This is a genomic window from Psychrobacter sp. CX90, assembly GCF_057396305.2.
Genome location: NZ_CM182008.1, coordinates 917,599 through 936,055, shown reverse-complemented (window position 1 = coordinate 936,055; position 18,457 = coordinate 917,599). Strand labels below are relative to the sequence as shown.

16 protein-coding genes are annotated in these 18,457 nt (G+C 39.3%); 5 read left to right on the top strand and 11 right to left on the bottom strand.

Annotated elements, in window-relative coordinates; translation table 11 throughout:
• Window positions 1-55: 55 nt before the first annotated feature.
• The 5 genes from AC2SLN_RS03720 to AC2SLN_RS03700 all read left to right on the top strand — a co-directional run bounded on the left by AC2SLN_RS03720 (window position 56) and on the right by AC2SLN_RS03700 (window position 5,300).
• Window positions 56-850: a hypothetical protein gene (locus tag AC2SLN_RS03720; protein ID WP_486550725.1), complete on the top strand. Its 795-nt coding sequence runs from the start codon at window positions 56-58 to the stop codon at window positions 848-850.
• Between the two features lie 98 nt (window positions 851-948).
• Window positions 949-1,983: a DUF2345 domain-containing protein gene (locus AC2SLN_RS03715; RefSeq protein ID WP_486550727.1), complete on the top strand. Its 1,035-nt coding sequence runs from the start codon at window positions 949-951 to the stop codon at window positions 1,981-1,983.
• A 4-nt stretch (window positions 1,984-1,987) separates the two neighbouring features.
• Window positions 1,988-3,094 carry a DUF6402 family protein gene (locus AC2SLN_RS03710; protein ID WP_486550728.1) on the top strand — a complete coding sequence of 369 codons (1,107 nt, stop codon included), beginning with the start codon at window positions 1,988-1,990 and terminating at the stop codon, window positions 3,092-3,094.
• 1 nt (window position 3,095) lies between these two features.
• On the top strand, window positions 3,096-3,563 hold the full coding sequence (locus AC2SLN_RS03705; RefSeq protein WP_486550730.1) for a hypothetical protein: 468 nt from the start codon (window positions 3,096-3,098) through the stop codon (window positions 3,561-3,563).
• A 348-nt stretch (window positions 3,564-3,911) separates the two neighbouring features.
• Window positions 3,912-5,300 (top strand): DUF2345 domain-containing protein, encoded by a 1,389-nt coding sequence (locus AC2SLN_RS03700; protein ID WP_486550732.1) that lies wholly within the window; start codon window positions 3,912-3,914, stop codon window positions 5,298-5,300.
• Window positions 5,301-5,375: 75 nt separating this feature from the next.
• Here AC2SLN_RS03700 and AC2SLN_RS03695 read toward each other — a convergent pair whose 3' ends face one another.
• The 11 genes from AC2SLN_RS03695 to AC2SLN_RS03645 form a co-directional block, all read right to left on the bottom strand.
• A complete protein-coding gene (locus AC2SLN_RS03695) occupies window positions 5,376-6,584 on the bottom strand; it encodes a DUF6708 domain-containing protein (protein WP_486550734.1) in 1,209 nt (402 codons plus the stop codon).
• A 2-nt stretch (window positions 6,585-6,586) separates the two neighbouring features.
• Entirely contained in the window at window positions 6,587-6,784 is a 198-nt protein-coding gene (locus AC2SLN_RS03690; RefSeq protein ID WP_486550736.1) for a hypothetical protein, read from the bottom strand.
• Window positions 6,772-7,986, bottom strand: a complete 1,215-nt coding sequence (locus AC2SLN_RS03685; protein ID WP_486550738.1) for a DUF6708 domain-containing protein — start codon at window positions 7,984-7,986, stop codon at window positions 6,772-6,774. Before AC2SLN_RS03685 ends, AC2SLN_RS03690 begins: the two co-directional genes overlap by 13 nt.
• Window positions 7,987-8,103: 117 nt before the next feature.
• A complete protein-coding gene (locus AC2SLN_RS03680; RefSeq protein ID WP_486550739.1) occupies window positions 8,104-9,309 on the bottom strand; it encodes a DUF6708 domain-containing protein in 1,206 nt (401 codons plus the stop codon).
• A complete protein-coding gene (locus AC2SLN_RS03675) occupies window positions 9,310-11,964 on the bottom strand; it encodes a T6SS effector BTH_I2691 family protein (RefSeq protein WP_486550741.1) in 2,655 nt (884 codons plus the stop codon).
• Between the two features lie 24 nt (window positions 11,965-11,988).
• The gene (locus AC2SLN_RS03670; RefSeq protein ID WP_486550743.1) at window positions 11,989-12,939 is read right to left on the bottom strand and encodes a hypothetical protein; all 951 of its coding nucleotides are present in this window, start codon (window positions 12,937-12,939) and stop codon (window positions 11,989-11,991) included.
• Between the two features lie 25 nt (window positions 12,940-12,964).
• Window positions 12,965-14,023: a DUF2345 domain-containing protein gene (locus AC2SLN_RS03665; RefSeq protein WP_486550745.1), complete on the bottom strand. Its 1,059-nt coding sequence runs from the start codon at window positions 14,021-14,023 to the stop codon at window positions 12,965-12,967.
• A 129-nt stretch (window positions 14,024-14,152) separates the two neighbouring features.
• A complete protein-coding gene (locus AC2SLN_RS03660; protein WP_486550747.1) occupies window positions 14,153-15,166 on the bottom strand; it encodes a hypothetical protein in 1,014 nt (337 codons plus the stop codon).
• Between the two features lie 267 nt (window positions 15,167-15,433).
• Window positions 15,434-15,985 carry a hypothetical protein gene (locus tag AC2SLN_RS03655; RefSeq protein ID WP_486550749.1) on the bottom strand — a complete coding sequence of 184 codons (552 nt, stop codon included), beginning with the start codon at window positions 15,983-15,985 and terminating at the stop codon, window positions 15,434-15,436.
• 51 nt (window positions 15,986-16,036) lie between these two features.
• Window positions 16,037-16,960 carry a hypothetical protein gene (locus AC2SLN_RS03650; protein WP_486550750.1) on the bottom strand — a complete coding sequence of 308 codons (924 nt, stop codon included), beginning with the start codon at window positions 16,958-16,960 and terminating at the stop codon, window positions 16,037-16,039.
• A 3-nt stretch (window positions 16,961-16,963) separates the two neighbouring features.
• Window positions 16,964-18,457, bottom strand: a complete 1,494-nt coding sequence (locus tag AC2SLN_RS03645) for a hypothetical protein (protein WP_486550751.1) — start codon at window positions 18,455-18,457, stop codon at window positions 16,964-16,966.

Here is an 18,457-nt window from a genome sequence, read left to right as displayed (position 1 = left end):
AATCTCGATAGTTATGTTAATTTTATTTTATCATTTTCAACAAAGGACAAAGCTAGTGCCTACACCACATAACGTTACTTTACATTTCGGTCAGCAAGGTGTCGAAGACTTTACCGTTTATACTGGTGGTAAAGTGGATGTTCAACCCGCTGGAATGAGCTTTTATGAGTTAGTTTGGACTCCACCTGATTTAGGCAAAGTTAATATTGATCATAACAAGCACAGTTTGACTATAGAAAATGTCTTTTCAGTGTTAGGGAGTAAGTTTGTTGAACAAAATAGTGATGGAATTAATGGTATAGATATTGACGCCGGATTGAACAAAGCTGAGTTTGTTGAGCCTAAAAAAGCTTATTTGGCTTATAAAGAATTACTAACACAAATTAATCAAAAGGGTTGGCATCAATATTATTCTCACTCACAACCTCGTATTTCAAAAGTCGATAATTTAAGATCAATTAAAGAGTTTAATGAAGTAGTTGATCCTAGTTATATACTTTCTTATGAAGAATGGTGCGGTATTTTTAAAAATAAAGTTTATTATAGCCTCTACCACAACTTATTTCTTGATGGTGTCATAATGAGCATGACCATAAAAAAAACGGGTACTAATGATTTAGGGTTTGAGCAATATTTGATAAGGCTCTCTTTCAATACGGCTGATTATATAGGGCGGAATCTTATAGAAAACGGATTCAAAATTGAAGGAGAAGACCTTGAAAAAGCAAATATACAATTAGTTATGCAGAGTACTAAAGATCGAAATCATCAAGAACTCAATTTAAAGAGTGAAGGCTATCAGATAGATGAGAGCTATGAAACACCCGACTTTTGGCAATATATGAAATAAAGCGACTTAAATAGTATCAAGTGTAATTCAAGAAAGCCTTATACTACCAAAAAGAGACGCGAGACCCCTACTCACAGTTTAATATCAATCAAGACGACGTGAGCGCCACCCTTAAAATGGGCATTATTCATCCAGTAACAAACTCTAGTCCCCAGCGTGATGGTATTCATGCGACCACTACGGCGCAAGTGAGTATAAAAAACGGTCAAGCAATGATGATATCGAGTCACCCCCAAACTCATGACCAAAGCCATGCCCAATCAGAGCAGCATGATTATCAGCATCATACCCCGACGTTCACTCAAACCAGCCTTGGTGGTCAGCATCTAAGCGAGCGCTTAACCCAGCTTGCCACAGGTTTAGGTCGTCATGTTAATAGCCATAAAGACATTAAGACTCAGCTTGAGTCTATCGCTGACGAGCAAACCCAAACCACACATCATAAAACTCCTTATACCTTGATAGACAGCGCTGCTGATAGTGGTTACGTCAGTGAGGATTTACTGGTTCATCGCTCTATGGGTGAGATGCTGTCTACCACTCAGCAAGATAGGATGGTGACCAGTGGTAAGGGTCATCATCAGGTAAGCGGTGAGTCAACGACCCTTATAGCAAACGGTAGTGTGAGCATGACCAATGCGAAAGACAATATCATGGTATCGGCACATACGGGACGACTTGAGGCAACGGCTAAGCAGGATGTAAATATATCGTCTTCAACTAAGGAGGTTGAGATAGTCGCTAACAAAAAAATCACGCTAAGTGCTGGCGGTGCGACGATTACGCTTGATGGGGCGAACATTACGGTTGCGGCGAATACGTTTACGGAGAAGTCTGGTAAGCATAGTTTGGCTGGGGGTGGGTTTGATGGGCTGGGGCTTGGGGGGTTGCCTGCTCAAGCACTTAAACTAACTGATAGTATGATGAGTTTGGCATATGGAGAAGGCTTTCATCTAGTAGAGTCAGAAACTGGGAAACCTATTGCTAACCAGACTGTTTGGATAGAGCGCGAAAATGGTGATATTGAACAGGTACAAACTGATGAGGAAGGTAAAACACCACAAATTACTGACCATAAAGAAGAAGAGGTTAAGTTTATCGCACCCATACAAACAGATGTATTTATAGGTTAAACATATGAGTAACTATAAGATATTGGTAAAAGATGTCAGTTATAACAGTAATGGAACAGTATCAATTGAAGGTTTCAAGCTAGGAACTAAACAAAGTATAAATATAACTTGTAGTGCTGAACAGCTATGTACTTCCACATTAAAACCAAATAATTCAACTAACAAAACATCTACCCAGAAAACACTGTTTAAGCTTACAGATATACCCTCAGCTATGCGAGCTAAAGGTTGGCATAATGCTGCTTATTTAAATGAGCAATGGCTGAATGGCGAGAATATCGAAATGACTAACGCTGATAAAGGTAAATGGGGTGAATCAAATAAAAGGTTGAACTATTATAACCCTTCCAAATTTAACCATAGTTGGTTAAGTGGCTTTACACGTTATAAAGACGGCATTGAACATCTTACAAACAATGTCATAACTTCTCGATCGAAGCCAGTAATAATTAAATCTCTGTATCTTGACAATGCATTTTCACATTCAAACCTTCCTAAGCTTAAAACGACTATTTATGGCAGTAGTAATTATAAAAGTATTGCTAATGGTAATGATTGCCAAATCCTTCATAGAGATTGGCAGATACAGTTAAAGCAAATCGATAGTAGCAACTTTAGCAAAGGCGTAACCTTTGTAGCAGAACTTGGCATTGATGATCTATGGGCAACATTTGGTTCATTCGCGGTATATGCTGCCATTGGTGATTATAGTATTACTGCTTTATCAGATGAATTGCTTCAAATAACCATTAAATCAATCGTATGTTATATGGTTGATAGTTACGACTTTATGAGTGTTCCCGATGATTATTTAGGGCATTGGAATAAAAATGATTTTGAGTTTAATCTTGTCTTTAAGAATACGGTTAATAACTTACCGTATAACGCAAACTCTAGAACGGGGCAGGTTTTAACCTCAGTCGACCCTGATGATTTATTGTTCCCAATTTTTAATCATCATTATCAGCAATACCGCAAAAAGTATAATAAAGGTAGAGATATGACGGTTTGGTCAAAACCGCATAAGATAAACATCTCTCATATGGAAGAAGGCTATCATACCTTTAGAGTTGGAAAGTCTGAAATTAGCAAAATTATTAAAAGGTCTTAAAATGAAGTTTTTTAAAATAGGATTTATGGCTTTAGCATTACTACTATTAACCAAGCTTGCTTTGGCTTGTCATTTTGAAAGGCAGATAGACGAGATAACTAAGAGCCCTGAAAATACACCTCAATGTATAGGTATGTCTACTAATAAGTTTAGAGGAGGTGAACATATTAAGGGAGAGTATTTTTATTACATATGTAGATTGAGTCCTGATATTAAATCCTTTGCCTATTATTATGATAAAGACAATAAACAAATATTAAATCAAATAACTTTACCTATAAATTTTGAGTCCTTACAAATAGCAAGCCCAAAAATTTGTATTTCAGTGGAAGAAGAAAATAAAGTTAAAGAAAGCTGTAGTGTTTTCATTTCAAGTGGCCTATCTGGCATGAAAGGCAGAGAACTTTCGTTCGATATGTCAACAGTAATATCTGAAAATTCTAAAAAAATCAAAGAGACTTTAGATTAAACTGACTTAACCATAGTTAAGTCCCAACACCAAGGTAAAAAACTAACTTCCACACTGGTTTTTTAGAAAGCTTAAACCACGCCCACCCTAAGCAAGAATACAATCTAACCGCTAGCCCCGATTGTAACGGTTATACTTGGTAAAGCACAGGGTTGCAGGCGCTTAGCTAGTGGCAGTATCGCAGCACAGGAATGACACTAGCCTTAGCGACTGCCCCTGTGCAAGCCAAGATAATAGTGTAAAGCGGGAAATGCTCCACACGCCATCACAGGGCTGACTCAAAGCCGTCGCCACCGTGAGCGTCATACTTCACATCTACAAGCAGGCCGTCATCTGACTCAGTTAAGCTTGATATTAGCCGACACCCCTTGGGTGGGTCATCCATATCGCAAACAAGTATTGCCTCCTATGACAGGCATCACAGAAGATCAGTCAGACACTGACAGTCGTGATCATATGACCCCTACTCGACTTGTATTGTTTGATACCCCTGCTCAGCCTATATCAAGACTTGAGGCACAGGCAGGAGCGAACTATGGCACTCACTTCACGCATAGAGCAGATGATCAAACGCTTGTACAGTCTGTTGGTGATGGTGAGCATTTAATCAATACAGGCAGTCTACTATCGACCACTCGCCCTAGCCTGTTTGCTTGTCATGATGACAAAGCGGTAGAAAGTGGCTATCGGCATCAGGCAGATGATGCGTTATCCGAGTGGGTGACTGAGCACCGATCTGATCAGGCGTATTCTCAGTTATCACTCAATAATAGCCAAGTACAGGCTAGAGTTAAGATGGGTGTGATTCACCCTGCTACAGAGGCTAGCAAACGTGACGGTATTCATGTCGCAACCGATGCGCAAGTGAGTGTGAAGACTGGGCAGGCTATGGTAATATCGAGTCAACCCCAAACCTATGCTCAAACTCATGCGCAAAGCACAACGCATGATTATCAGCAGCATACCCCGACCCTCACTCAAACCAGTCTTGGTGGTCAGCATCTAAGCGAGCGCTTAACCCAGCTTGCGACAGGTTTAGGTCGTCATGTTAATAGCCATAAAGAGATTAAGACTCAGCTTGAGTCTATCGCTGACGAGCAAACCCAAACCACACATCAGCAAAAAGCTTATACCTTGATAGATAGCGCCGCTGATAGTGGTTATGTCAGTGAGGATTTACTGGTTCATCGCTCTATGGGTGAGATGCTGTCTACCACTCAGCAAGATAGGATGGTGACCAGTGGTAAGGGTCATCATCAGGTAAGCGGTGAGTCAACGACCCTTATAGCAAACGGTAGTGTGAGCATGACCAATGCGAAAGACAATATCATGGTATCGGCACATACGGGACGACTTGAGGCAACGGCTAAGCAGGATGTAAATATATCGTCTTCAACCCAAGCAGTTGAGATTGCGGCGAGTAATAAGGTGACGATTCATGCAGGCTCTGCAAGTATTACGCTTGAGGGCGGTGATATTACGATTAAGGCTAATGAGTTTATTGAAAAAGCAGGTAAGCATAATCCAGCGAGGGGTGGGTTTGATGGGCTGGGGCTTGGTGGGTTGCCTAAGTTTATCGCTGGCGCTATTTATAAAGAACAGTTTAAGTTTACTGACGATGATGATATTGCTTATGCGAATACACCTTATCTTCGCCAACTACCGCACAGTCAAATTGTTCTAACGCATGTTCAAATGACCAATCATCATCTTCTACACCCCAAATACCAAGATTAAGCAAATTCTGCACACCTGTTTTTTTCCAATAGCCGATGAATAGTGAGATGCCAATAAGACCCACAAACTCCCCTTTTAAAAAAGCCATCTAAAACTAAATAAATACCATAGCTTATTAAAAAATCCTGAGTCGTGACCCTTAGCGTTACCAATCATGTCGACAAATAAAGCAAAAGCAAACAGCATGACAATACCGAATAAGATTAATCCTATATAATAAAGTATCGTTTTCCATAGGGGTCGATTGCCGTCCTCAAGGTTTCCCTCGGGCAGATGTTTGTTTAAGTTATGCGGATCATTGGGGTCTATGACACTTTCGGCTTCAATTTCGGCACTAAAGTGTGGCGTGATGCTGGTATTGATTGAAATAAGGCGTCCGATGAAGCGTAGCCATGCAAACGGTATCAAAAGATACTCTACCAATACAGGTTTAAATGTACTAGGGTACTCTTGATTAACATGACTGGCATGATAACCAAGCTTTACTCTTTGCAAAGAAACCAATGGGGTTTCTCTTTTTTGATGTACGGGATGTACGTAGCGAATTGCATCTTTAACCTCTGTAAGCTCTTTGTCATCTCCTTCCATATAGCGGCGCACAAACTCAAAATGACCTAACAGTGCGCCTTCATCATGTATATCTGCACCCAAACTATTTACGAAAGGCAGGCTAAACATACCCGTAATGGTCATACCATCCTCTGCTAAGGTAATACCTCTGATATCGCCACCATCTTTGTAAGTCGTTGCCATATAAAACTTGAGATCATCCCAGTCAAAGATGTCAACTTTACGATTGGCTTGAAGCACATATACTTTACGGGTTTTTCGATTAAAGCGTATAGGAAGATAGGTGTAAGTAAAGAGTTCGGTTGAGAGTAGAGCTATTAGCATAGCAAGAAGGAAAATGATAAATAACAGACTGCATAATAAAAATACTATATAAAATAATGAAGTTTCTTCAACAGATTCTATATTCAACATTATGATTATGGCATATAAAATATAACTCCCTATAGTTAAGAAGAACAAACTCCATGCAGTCATATCACCTCGTATTCTGTCTTGACGTCCTGTAAGCTCCATATAGGTAGAATTAAACTGCACGACGGTACGCTGTGGATAAAGCGGTACATCATAACCTTGATTTTTATCTAGCCACTTAAAGTCTTTAATTTCTTGAATTCGACCACCAAATACTTGACCAAAAGTACCATCTACTTTTTTACCTATTTCTATATATCCAAATCTAGCAAAAGGATTTCTACCATTTGTGTCTAACATGATTAGTTATCCTTTTGATCAATATCTTCGCCCACGACAGCACGATCAAATTGCTCTAGCGTATGTTCAAATGACCAACCATCATCTTTTACACCCCAAATACCAAGATTAAGCCAATTCTGCATACCTGTTTTTTTCCAATAGCCTATGGATAGTGAGATGCCAATAAAACCTACAAACTCCCCTTTTAAAAAAGCCATTTAAAACTAAATAAGTACAAAAGCTTATCAAAAAATCCTGAGTCATGCCCCTTAGCGTTACCAATCATGTCGACAAATAAAGCAAAAGCAAACAGCATGACAATACCGAATAAGATTAATCCTATATAATAAAGTATCGTTTTCCATAATGGTCGATTGCTGTCCTCAAGGTTGCCCTCGGGCAGATGTTTGTTTAAGTCATGCGGATCATTGGGGTCTATGACACTTTCGGCTTCAATCTCGGCACTAAAGTGTGGCGTGATGCTGGTGTTAATAGAAATAAGGCGTCCGATGAAGCGTAGCCATAACTGTATAACGATTGCTAGATGTGTCCAATGTAGCTTCAATGCTTGTTTTGGATATTCCATGTTTTCGTCTGAATTAAGTGCTGCTAATGTTGCTCGCTGAAAAGAGATTAAAGGGGTTTCTCTTTTTTGATGTACGGGATGAATATAACGAATGGCATTCTTTACTTCTATAAGGTCTTCTTCATCTCCTTCCATATAGCGGCGGACAAATTCGAAATGTTGTTTTAGCTGTGTGCCCCCTAATATTTCTTTAGCTGTTAAATCACTAACAAAGGGAAAGCTAAACATACCAGTAATGGTCATACCATCCTCTGCTAAGGTAATACCTCTGATATCGCCACCATCTTTGTAAGTTGTTGCCATATAAAACTTGAGATCATCCCAGTCAAAAATGTCAACTTTGCGGTTGGCTTGACGCACATATACTTTACGGGTTTTTCGATTAAAGCGTATAGGAAGATAGGTGTAAGTAAAGAGTTCGGTTGAGAGTAGAGCTATTAGCATAGCAAGAAGGAAAATGATAAATAACAGACTGCATAATAAAAATACTATATAAAATAATGAAGTTTCTTCAGCAGATTCTATATTCAACATTATGATTATGGCATATAAAATATAACTCCCTATAGTTAAGAAGAACAAACTCCATGCAGTCATATCACCTCGTATTCTGTCTTGACGTCCTGTAAGCTCCATATAGGTAGAATTAAACTGCACGACGGTACGCTGTGGATAAAGCGGTACATCATAACCTTGATTTTTATCTAGCCACTTAAAGTCTTTTATTTCTTGAATTCGACCACCAAATACTTGACCAAAAGTACCATCTACTTTTTTACCTATTTCTATATATCCAAATCTAGCAAAAGGATTTCTACCATTTGTGTCTAACATGATTAGTTATCCTTTTGATCAATATCTTCGCCTTCCGCCGCTTTTTCATACTGTGCTAACTCGTGTTTGAGTGAACTAGATCCTATCAATAAAGACAGTCAAAGTGTCGATAATGATTTAAGGCAACCAATTAAAACTAAATAAATACCAAAGCTTATCAAAAAATCCTGAGTCATGCCCCTTAGCATTACCAATCATGTCAACAAAGAAAGCAAAGGCAAACAGCATGACAATACCGAATAAGATTAATCCTATATAATAAAGTATCGTTTTCCATAGGGGTCGATTACTGTCCTCAAGGTTGCCCTCGGGCAAGTGTTTGTTTAAGTCATACGGATCATTGGGGTCTATGACACTTTCGGCTTCAATCTCGGCACTAAAGTGTGGCGTGATGCTGGTATTGATAGAAATAAGGCGTCCGATGAAGCGTAGCCATGCAAACGGTATCAAAAGATACTCTACTAATACAGGTTTAAATGTACTAGGGTACTCTTGATTGACATGACTGGCATGATAACCAAGCTTTATTCTTTGCAAAGAAACCAATGGGGTTTCTCTTTTTTGATGTACGGGATGAATATAACGAATGGCATTCTTTACTTCTATAAGGTCTTCTTCATCTCCTTCCATATAGCGGCGGACAAACTCAAAATGACCTAACAATGCGCCTTCATCATGTATATCTGCACCTAAACTATTTACGAAAGGCAGGCTAAACATACCCGTAATGGTCATACCATCCTCTGCTATGGTAATACCTCTGATATCGCCACCATCTTTGTAAGTTGTTGCCATATAAAACTTGAGATCATCCCAGTCAAAGATTTCTACCTTACGGTTGGCTTGACGCACATATACTTTACGGGTTTTTCGATTAAAGCGTATAGGAAGATAGGTGTAAGTAAAGAGTTCGGTTGAGAGTAAAGTTATTAAGTATATTGCCATTAATACAAATACAAATAATATAAAACCAACATAAGCTACGCTAATAAAGTTATTTTTACTCAAATCTAATAGAATACTTAAAGTTGTGTAATATATTCCGATAATAAATATAGTTAGAAAAAAGAAACTTCCAGATGTAACATCACCTCGTATTCTATCTTGACGTCCTGTTAGTTCCATATAGGTAGAATTAAACTGAACGACGGTACGCTGTGGATAAAGGGGTACGTCATACTTTTGATTTTTATCTAGCCACTTAAAGTCTTTAATTTCTTGAACCCTACCCCCCAGTCCTTTACCAAAAGACTCATCTAGCTTTTGATTAATTTCTTTGTAATGTAACTTCGTAAAGGGGTTCCTGCCATTGATATCTATCATTTAATTATCCTTTAAATCAATATCTTCACCAACTACCGCACGGTCAAATTGTTCTAACGTATGTTCAAATGACCAACCACCATCTTCTACGCCCCAAATACCAAGATTAAGCCAATTCTCCATACCTGTCTTCTTCCAGTAACCGATAAAAAGATTGATGCCAATAAAGCCTATTAATAACACAACGCCAATACCAGTTGCCGTTGAACCTAGACTTAAGCTAAGAAGAGTTGTTGAAACAGCACCTGTAAAAGCTGAGCCATAATAGGCATATTGAATTATGCTATTGTCATTACGACCTGCTTGATATCCTGATTGAATGTCGAATCCTGCAAATATTGCCGCCCCGCCAATACTTAAACCTCTTGCAACAATTGACAAAGTCTTGGCTGAACGTCCAGCAGTTAATACTTGTTCATTTGATACGGCTTTGCCTGCTCCACGTTTAAGCTTTAGCTCACTTGCCATTAGCTTACTTGCATTCCCGCGCAGCTCTAAACCACCACCTAACAGCATCATTAGACCCGCGACCGCTTTTGTACCTTCTGCTAATCTCTCTTCTTGAGATTTTGCTTGAAAGAACGCACTGATTAAAAAGATACAAGCAACCGTTTGTAGCATCGCTCCAAAATAATTGATTCTAACCGCTTGATCAATTCGTCTATTAGTTATATCTTCAAATTTTTTGTAGTTATTGTGGCCATGCTCGTATAATTCAGGAGTGGTGTAAATAGAACGATCAATTGCCTGCCTAAGGGCGCCTTTATTAGCATAAGCTTTATTGCTATTTTCATAGACACTCATACCAGCTCTTAACTCGTTTTTGTCAATATAGTAGATGAAGCTTTGAGCAAATGGCTTATTTAATCGTGCAGCTTCACCTGAGGTTTTTAATGCCTGATCAACACTTTCTCTTATTCTAGTAGGTAATTTTCCATTTTCTGTAATATGCATAATGCCATTAATCAGCGCTTTTCTCGCATCTGCGTAGCTGCCTTGGCCTTTAACAATAATCAATGCCTTTTCGTGATGGTAGCCAAATAAATATTCCTTTTGAGACAGCATCAAACCATTTAGTGTTTGACCCGTACGATAGTTCTTCATGAAAGGAACCGCCAGCTGTTCGGCTAAGCTAACGGTTGCGCCTACTTGACCTGCAATTGCATCGTATTTACCAAATATAGTAGCCGAGCCGGTGTATAAAAGCCCAGACCATGAGTTGGTCATAACTTCACTAGGAGTTAGTCCTGACGTAATAGGTGGCAGACTGTCAATAAAATTAACCACTTCATCTTGGTTAAATACTAAAGCACGTGCTAGGTAATTATTATCGTCACTCGCGATTTTTTTTGATAAATGTGAATCATATAAATCAGATAACATCGGTATGATTGCTGTTGATCCTAAAAACTGCTGAACAGTAAGAGTATAATAGACTCGGCTAATATCATCTTCTTTATCAAAGTTATGAATCATGGTGTTCTTAAGAAATTGGCTTTCAAAAATACTTTTATATTCAGAGGCTAGCTTATCTAATATATTATTCAGCTCAAATTTTCTATTTTTAGAATACGCTTCAAAATTTTCAACCCATTCATTCATCTCATTTTCTCGAATAAGCTTACTATAGTTTGACCATGCTGCTTGAACTTGACTTTCTTTATATTTTAAAGCACCTTCTTCACGAGCTTTCTCTTCTTCTAGTCGTTCTGCTTGGCTTGGTCCATCACCTTCCCATCTAGGCATAGGTTGCATTAGTTCAGCATGCTCATTGATTCTGTCAATATGACGCTGGGCGTCATTTTTCGTTTTTTCGTCTATGTTTTGTTTTAACGTATTGATAAGTGACGCAACTGTATATCTATATATATCATCTTCAATAGGCTGATAAGCAAGCTGAGCCTGAATCATAAATTCATTTAAATCAATCATCTCACCCACAGGATCATTAAAATACACACTTAAAACTCGGTTAATTTCTTCTGCATTATTTTTTTCTATGGTATTAAGCGTTGTGTATAATTTCTCACGTTCATCAGTTCTATCAGGTTGATAGGCTCTATCTGTTAATGGATTAATACTGCCAAAATATTCAGAGGCATAATACTCTGTTACCTTATCCTCTCCTTCTCCATCTGGGTCATACTCCCATAAATCATAACCACCTGCAGGTTGACTTGACTCAGTTCCTAAAGAGCCTTTTGAGGTGCTTTTAGTTGCAGAAACTGGCAATTCAATCATATTGTTATCTTTGGCATTATTAACATTATTTTGATGATTGCTGATGATAGCTTTTGTCCACTTAACAGGGCTATAGGCTATCCATAAAGTGTTAATATCCTGATTTGGATTAGGTATACGGATAAAGCTTTTTAACGCTTTACAGTTATCACCCTTATGACACACAAAGTCAGTTTTAGTGATATCAGGATTATCTGTTGGATCATGAATATTAAATGACTCAAGATATCTCCCTGCGTTAACCACATAACCATACCAAGTATTGTTATTATCTAAAATATAAATATAGCCTTCTCTAACCAACCTTCCGTAAGATTTGACTGTCAAATCCTCTTTATTTATTTTAAAGCCCCAACGCATCGGCAATAGAGTAACGCCTTGTGTCACGCATTGATCACATCTTTTATCAGCCACTGTTAGCCCCTTACCCTTTATATATTAATTTGTGCTTTGTTTACTTGCGTTATATTGTGTATAGCATTCTAATAACCAACGATTCATCATGGTTTGACGATCCACTCGGTTGGTTAAATGCGTTGCGTGCGCCAATCGTTTTTTTGAGTCATCTACCCATTGTTGAACTAGCGGATAATCATCTACGATAAGCGGTTTAGTATTAATTCCATTTTGGGTTAAAAAACGATTAATGATGCTGATATCTGCTAGTTGCTGTTGTGTTATTGGGCAATAGTTTGAATATCGCTCGAAGTGCTTAGTGTCAGTAGCTAGGTAATAATCAATACCATCAACACGATACCACTCTCTGTCTATAGGCAGCCACATTCGCTTAGGATAAGCGAAGCGATTGGCGATATAAGCTGAATATTGTAATGATAAAAAGTGAATCGATACTTGGGGGTCTAAATAGCGAAGATGTTTTTTGCGCTGTCCTGATTGAATGATTTGATTGCGACTTAATTTGATAGCAATATCCGCCATATTAAGTGACCCATCATCTACCAGCTCTTGGGTGGAGTCTTTTTTTAGCGCCGATGACTGAGCACTCTGCGTAAGATAAGAGTCAGGCAAAAACTCATAAGCACTAATGCGCGTTTTATCAATGCGCCTTTCAGCAGGTGTATAATCTAATAAAGCAAGTAACCCATCATCAGTATCTAATAACTCACAACGATTAATATGCTCCTCTATGATCACGCCTATATCGCTACAATCTTCTACCACAATCATAAGGGGGCTATCAATCATGTGATAACGTAGCAAATCTTGATCCAAGGCATAAACCGCTTTGGGATTCTCTTTTTTTATATGATTAATAAGCTGCTTTTGACTATGATGCACAATGAGGACATCAAAAGTATTGATAGCTCTACAGTCTAATGCTTGCGTTTGTCTATTCAGAGTTAATGTGGGCGTATTATTTTTATTCATATCATCTATTTTTTAGCTCTAAACGTTATAAGTCACTTACTGCAGCATGATTGTTTTCAGCTTCGTTTGCCAGCTGAGAACACGCCTCAAACTTCATTTGTTGTAAGGCGATCGCTTTACTCTCCCCACTCCCACTGCCCCAATCTACCTTACTGGCTTTATACCCCGCTTGAGCAGGGGTAATTAGGGTCACATTACCCCCACTCATTTCAATACCACTGCCAGCCGCTTTTAGACTGAGCGTGTCAGGGGCGATAATTTCTATCTCATCTCGGCTATGGATGCGTAGTACTTGTTCACTGTCGAGCCGCATCTCATCCGTGTGGGCTTGTAAGGTTACATTACCATGAGCGGCGGTGTGGGTTTGTGCTTTATTGCTGTAGTAATGGATGTCCCCTGCCACTATTTGATTAAGCTGAGTTTGACTGTGGTAATAGGTGTTATCTACTGCATGGCTGTGGCTGTTTTGGGTACTGGTGTGTTGGCTGTGTTGACCCGTTAATAAGGCTAGGTTGTGTTGTGAGTCTATTAGGATATGCGGCTGGGCCCATTGTCCTGACTCAAGTGCTTGGTTGTTGGTGTCTTCATTAAAGAGGGCAAAAGGGGTTTGAGCATCCTCTTTTGATGCTTTAGGCGTAATACCTAAGCCCACAGGTTGATGTTGCTCGGCGAGTTGACTGTAAGCCAGTTGCTGTTGGTCGGCGGTTTGTAGTTTGCTGTGGCTGTGATGACTCATGTGGGCGTGAGTGTCTGCGCTATAGCTTGTGATGTGGACGCCACTTGAGCCTTGCAGATTGCCGGCCGCTTTAGTCTCGAGGCTGATGCCTTGTCCTCGAGCGCTACCTCTGCTGTGGTCGGTGTGCTGGTGTAGGCCGCCAAGGGTTAGGCTGCTTTGATAGGCGGTACTATACAGCTGAGTTTGTGCATACTGGTCATGTTGGTCAAACATGAGTTGGTTGTAGCCGTTGGTCAGACCGTCTTTATTTACGGCTCCTGTGCGGCTGGTGTCGATGCTTTGGGTTTTGATGCCGTCTATGGGCTGGGCATTGTCATCAACAATAAAGCTAACGAGAGCACGACTCAAACAACTCTAGCAACACAAAGTATATTTGGGTGGTCTTTAGCGACATCTTGAACATTGCTATAGGGGCGAGGTAATAGAGTAATACTTACTATATCTTAAAGGGGTAAGGTACTTCTAGTCTGACCCTCTTTAGTAATCATCAAGATAGCCTAAAGATAATGCGTAAAAAAACCCAATAATACTCAGTATTAGTAAGGTATGTAATATCCATATAATTCGCCAACGCCATAGAAACCATTTGCTTTGGTTATTAATCACTTTAATACGGTATGGATTTATGTTTGGGTCTATATATGGATTTGGTGCATCTGGTGGGTAGCGTAGATGCTGGTACTGGGGTTCATCTAGTATGTTGCGTCCTTTAGACTGTATCCAGCCACCTCCGAGTTTGACGTAGGCTTGTAGTATTAATAAAGGGATGTACCACGGCCATACTCTAAAGTTTTGAGTGACACCATAGCTGGGTAAGATACTGTCGGTATATAGATAGAGCTTATGCTCTTTAGTTGTCTTTGGCGGATCAAAAGGTGTAATTGGTGGTAGGCTGTTTGCGTCCTTTTCCATGTAGTTTCGTATAAACTGCCACTGTGCTCGAGCATAAGCGTCTGATGTCGCTGGAAATGAGGAGACCAGTTGATTAATAATATTGCGCTCGTCATCTAGCCAGTTGAGTTGTAAAAAGTAGGTTCTACTCATACCGCCCGCACTAACAATATTGACGCTTTCGACACTGGCATGAATGTCTTTATATGGCAACTCGTTGATACCATGGTAGTCGACTTTTATGCTACCGTCTTCTTGAGTGACGTTATATTGCAAGATGCGCTGGCCTACTTTATCGAAGGCGTCTATGGGTTTGTCGCTGTCAGTTAGCTTTGAGACTTTACGGAGCATTGCAATTGGCAGGACGAACGTTAGTACATTAAATAAAATAGTCGATACAATCCCTAAAACACTCTTTTCGAGAACAGCTTCAATGGAAAGGGGTATAGCTATAATTCCACTAGATAAAAGCATGAGTATCATTACAACCCCACCCTCATTTAGCATACTACTACCGACATCATTAAAGGTCATTGCATAGGGCGTGATGCCACGCACATCTTTTGCCACATACAGCATATTAGGATGGTCTGTAGGCACATCTTCTACCTCACTGTAAGGACGGGGTAGTAAAGTGATACTGGTTGTATTATGGGCGGGTAAAGTATTTATCGTCTATCTCCTTTTAGTAATCATCAACATAGCCTAGAAATAACGCGTAGAATAACCCAATGATACAGAGGATCAGTAAGGTATGTAATATCCAGATAATACGCCAGCGCCATAGTGAATGATTATAGGTATACAATTCTTCAGTTACTATTCCTCTCCCTCTGCAACTTAGAATATGAAATTAATTAAACTATCTCATTTCATATTATTAAGTGCTTCAATTATGCTAAAAAAATTATGAGTCGCATTGGCTCCTAAATTGTTATAATTTACAAGCACAAGCTCATCTACCTCTTCTGCTTCATGGATACGTGTATTATTTATAAAACCTAGTATGCCCACCCTGACTGGTACATTATTATGCTCTGATACGAATTTTATGAGTTGTTGTCTAAGTTGCTCTTGACGTTCATTCTTTGTAACTATAATCAATTTACCACCACTAACATCTAATAAAAGCTGATTGCCTTGTAGGATTAAATCTCCCAAATAGTGGTCCACACCATCTTCATATTCACTGATTGGTATGTCGTCAGGATCAGTGGCAAAATTCTCAAAGTATAGATTTTTGAACTCTTCATCAAACTCTTTAAGAAGTTCTAATCTCTGTGCTTCTGTAGTTGGAGAGAACTTATTAAAAACATCATCAGCTTTAGCAAGTGGCGTATGAGTCATTCCTACAATAAATAGTGTAATAGTAAAAAACCTCATATTTAGTAAAGCCTTTGAAGTTAGTTGATTTAACATATTTAGAGCTCTTTTTAATGAGTAATTGATAGGGCTAAGTGGTTGTATATCTTATTCTTTTAATTGGTTGGTCTCGTTAAAATACCATATGGTTTTCCATTCTAGTCGCTTCATCTTAGGCATGACGTCATTTTTTTTAAAGTACATGAGCTTTTCACTAGCAGGTGTCCACCAATATCCTGTCTGAGGACAGGGCTTGCCTGATTCACAACGTAATCGCTTTGGTGCAACGTACTGGCTGCCTCCGCCACTATCAGCGATACGCTCTACTAACATCCAGTTAACCGGTGCCTTACCGACTGCTTGCATGGTCTCTGGGTCATAGCCAACATAGGCTTCCATGGCCTGCATGCCTTTTGGTAATACTTGAGCACTGGCATCTTCTCTATCTGGCACATAGATACCGCCAACAGGGACAACTTCATCTAACCCAGCACTATACTTTGGGTTGAGACGATATATAGGCCATGATTCGGGTGGATTTAATGGGCCTCTTGCTTCTGAGGCATAGTCTCCAGCTAAATCACCAATACACCAGCCATAATAACTGGTTATTTTCATATTAAAAGCGCATGTACCAGCCTTGTTACGCCATTTTTCAAACTCAACTTGTTGCTGCTTTGGCATCCAGTCAATAGGGAAATCCATATTAATGGCGCGAAAATCACTTTTTACATTTCCTCCGTAGCTGATAGCATCTAAGTCTCCATTCAGTAGCTGTCGATAACCGATGTTTAAACTATCTAGAGTACTACGCAGATTGGGTAAGACACGCTCGCCCCAGACAATATCAGGTTGCATGTTTAAAGGGCGGCTACGGTAATCAAAAGGTAAGTCGTTAACAAATAGCTCTAGGGCATATTCCGCCGCTTCTAACATATTGGCAAAGGCATCGCGCATCTCTTTATAATATGCAGGAGAACTGTAGCGCTCTAATAGATAAATCTCTTGGGGTCTAATAATGTAGTTGCTCACTGCTTATTTATCTCCATACCAGTTTTGTTTAAGGGTTGGCACACCAACCATATTGGTAGTTTCTAACCCTTTTAAATCACTACCATAGCCCCATCCTGTCTTTTGCCGAGGTTTAACTCTGCTTCTAATGAGTTTTGCTGGGTCAAGCACAATCTGTACACCTCCACCTTCTAATACATACTTATCACCGTGCCGATTAGCAGTTTGAACTTGCCCCTTACTATTTTTCAGTACTTGACTTGCAGTTCTGCCCTCCCAAACCTTCATACCCCCTTTAGGTACGATATATTTCACCACCTCGCCATTACTGTTCCAACTTGCCCAAACGGCGAAACGTCTGCGCCAATCTGCTCGTTTTTTTAGTTTTATATATTCTGATTTTCTCATCCAGCAGATACTGTTGTCATTACTAGCAGGATCAACGACACGATATAGTACAGTGCCCTCAGGAAGATTAACCGCTTTTATGGTATTAAAAGTATCGTAAGCACTATTTAGGGGCCCAGGGGCGGTATTAGAAATATTTGGATAGCCTTTAGGAATTTTTGGACATTTTCTTAGTTCAGGATATTTAATATTTTTTGTAACATCTACCCATTTAGGCGGACTGATTTTTACCAATTTCACTTCACCATCGGTATGAACTTTTCTAAAGTTTGCTATATTAGTTAGATTTGTGACTGCTTTGTACCCTCCCTCAGTATCCAACCTTATAGCTAAACGCTCTAAAAAGTCTTGTACTGGCGCTAGAAACTCACCAAGACGTCTATTCGCTTTTCTACGTATATCTAGTACGACTTTGAGCATTTCGCCAGCTTGTTTTCCAATACCCCTACTACCATATTCCTGTATAAACTCGACCGTTTCTTCTAAATAGCCAATGTATTCATCAAGAACAGCCAATAACTGAGTTTTACTAACTTTGGCTTTAATTTTTCGTAACTCTTTGGCTGACCATCTATATATATTGCCAGACGTTTCAATTCTTAGAAATATTCTAACCTCAGGACGGCCTAAATATTTATTTACCTCCTTAATTCCTTGCTCAATACTCGGCTCAACTGCATTGTATATCAAACTACCTGAAAGTTTACCAGCTTTGGATAAGGGTCTCATCATAAAGCGCCTAACTGGTGCAAGTAAAACCTTGAATATTCCTTTAAAAAGCGACCCTAAAACTGGAAATAAACCGATTAAGGTTAGGATTAAACCTATCCATGCCCAGGGGTTGCTATCATCTTCATGAATTTTTTTACAGTTAGCACAAATATCGCGTACATCACATATTTGATCCACAAATGGAATCATTGAAACAGCTGTACCAGTGATGACTTGAGCTGTAGAGGGTTCTTCAGCAAAATCTCCTTGTATGACTACCCATAGCCAATCAGCAATGTCTCCTATGGTCTCTTTACCTTTCTGCAAAGCACCATTTAAAGGTTTAGTAAACCAAGCAAGCGCATTTGAAAGCCTTTTATTTTCTGGTAAAAAACCCAT

Coding starts and splice junctions, on each gene's coding strand:
- AC2SLN_RS03690 (WP_486550736.1), bottom strand. CDS start 6,784: ATGGCTTTTTTAAAAGGGGAGTTTGTAGGTTTTATTGGCATCTCACTA.
- AC2SLN_RS03655 (WP_486550749.1), bottom strand. CDS start 15,985: ATGTTAAATCAACTAACTTCAAAGGCTTTACTAAATATGAGGTTTTTT.
- AC2SLN_RS03710 (WP_486550728.1), top strand. CDS start 1,988: ATGAGTAACTATAAGATATTGGTAAAAGATGTCAGTTATAACAGTAAT.
- AC2SLN_RS03705 (WP_486550730.1), top strand. CDS start 3,096: ATGAAGTTTTTTAAAATAGGATTTATGGCTTTAGCATTACTACTATTA.
- AC2SLN_RS03680 (WP_486550739.1), bottom strand. CDS start 9,309: ATGATAGATATCAATGGCAGGAACCCCTTTACGAAGTTACATTACAAA.
- AC2SLN_RS03670 (WP_486550743.1), bottom strand. CDS start 12,939: ATGAATAAAAATAATACGCCCACATTAACTCTGAATAGACAAACGCAA.
- AC2SLN_RS03685 (WP_486550738.1), bottom strand. CDS start 7,986: ATGTTAGACACAAATGGTAGAAATCCTTTTGCTAGATTTGGATATATA.
- AC2SLN_RS03695 (WP_486550734.1), bottom strand. CDS start 6,584: ATGTTAGACACAAATGGTAGAAATCCTTTTGCTAGATTTGGATATATA.
- AC2SLN_RS03645 (WP_486550751.1), bottom strand. CDS start 18,457: ATGGGTTTTTTACCAGAAAATAAAAGGCTTTCAAATGCGCTTGCTTGG.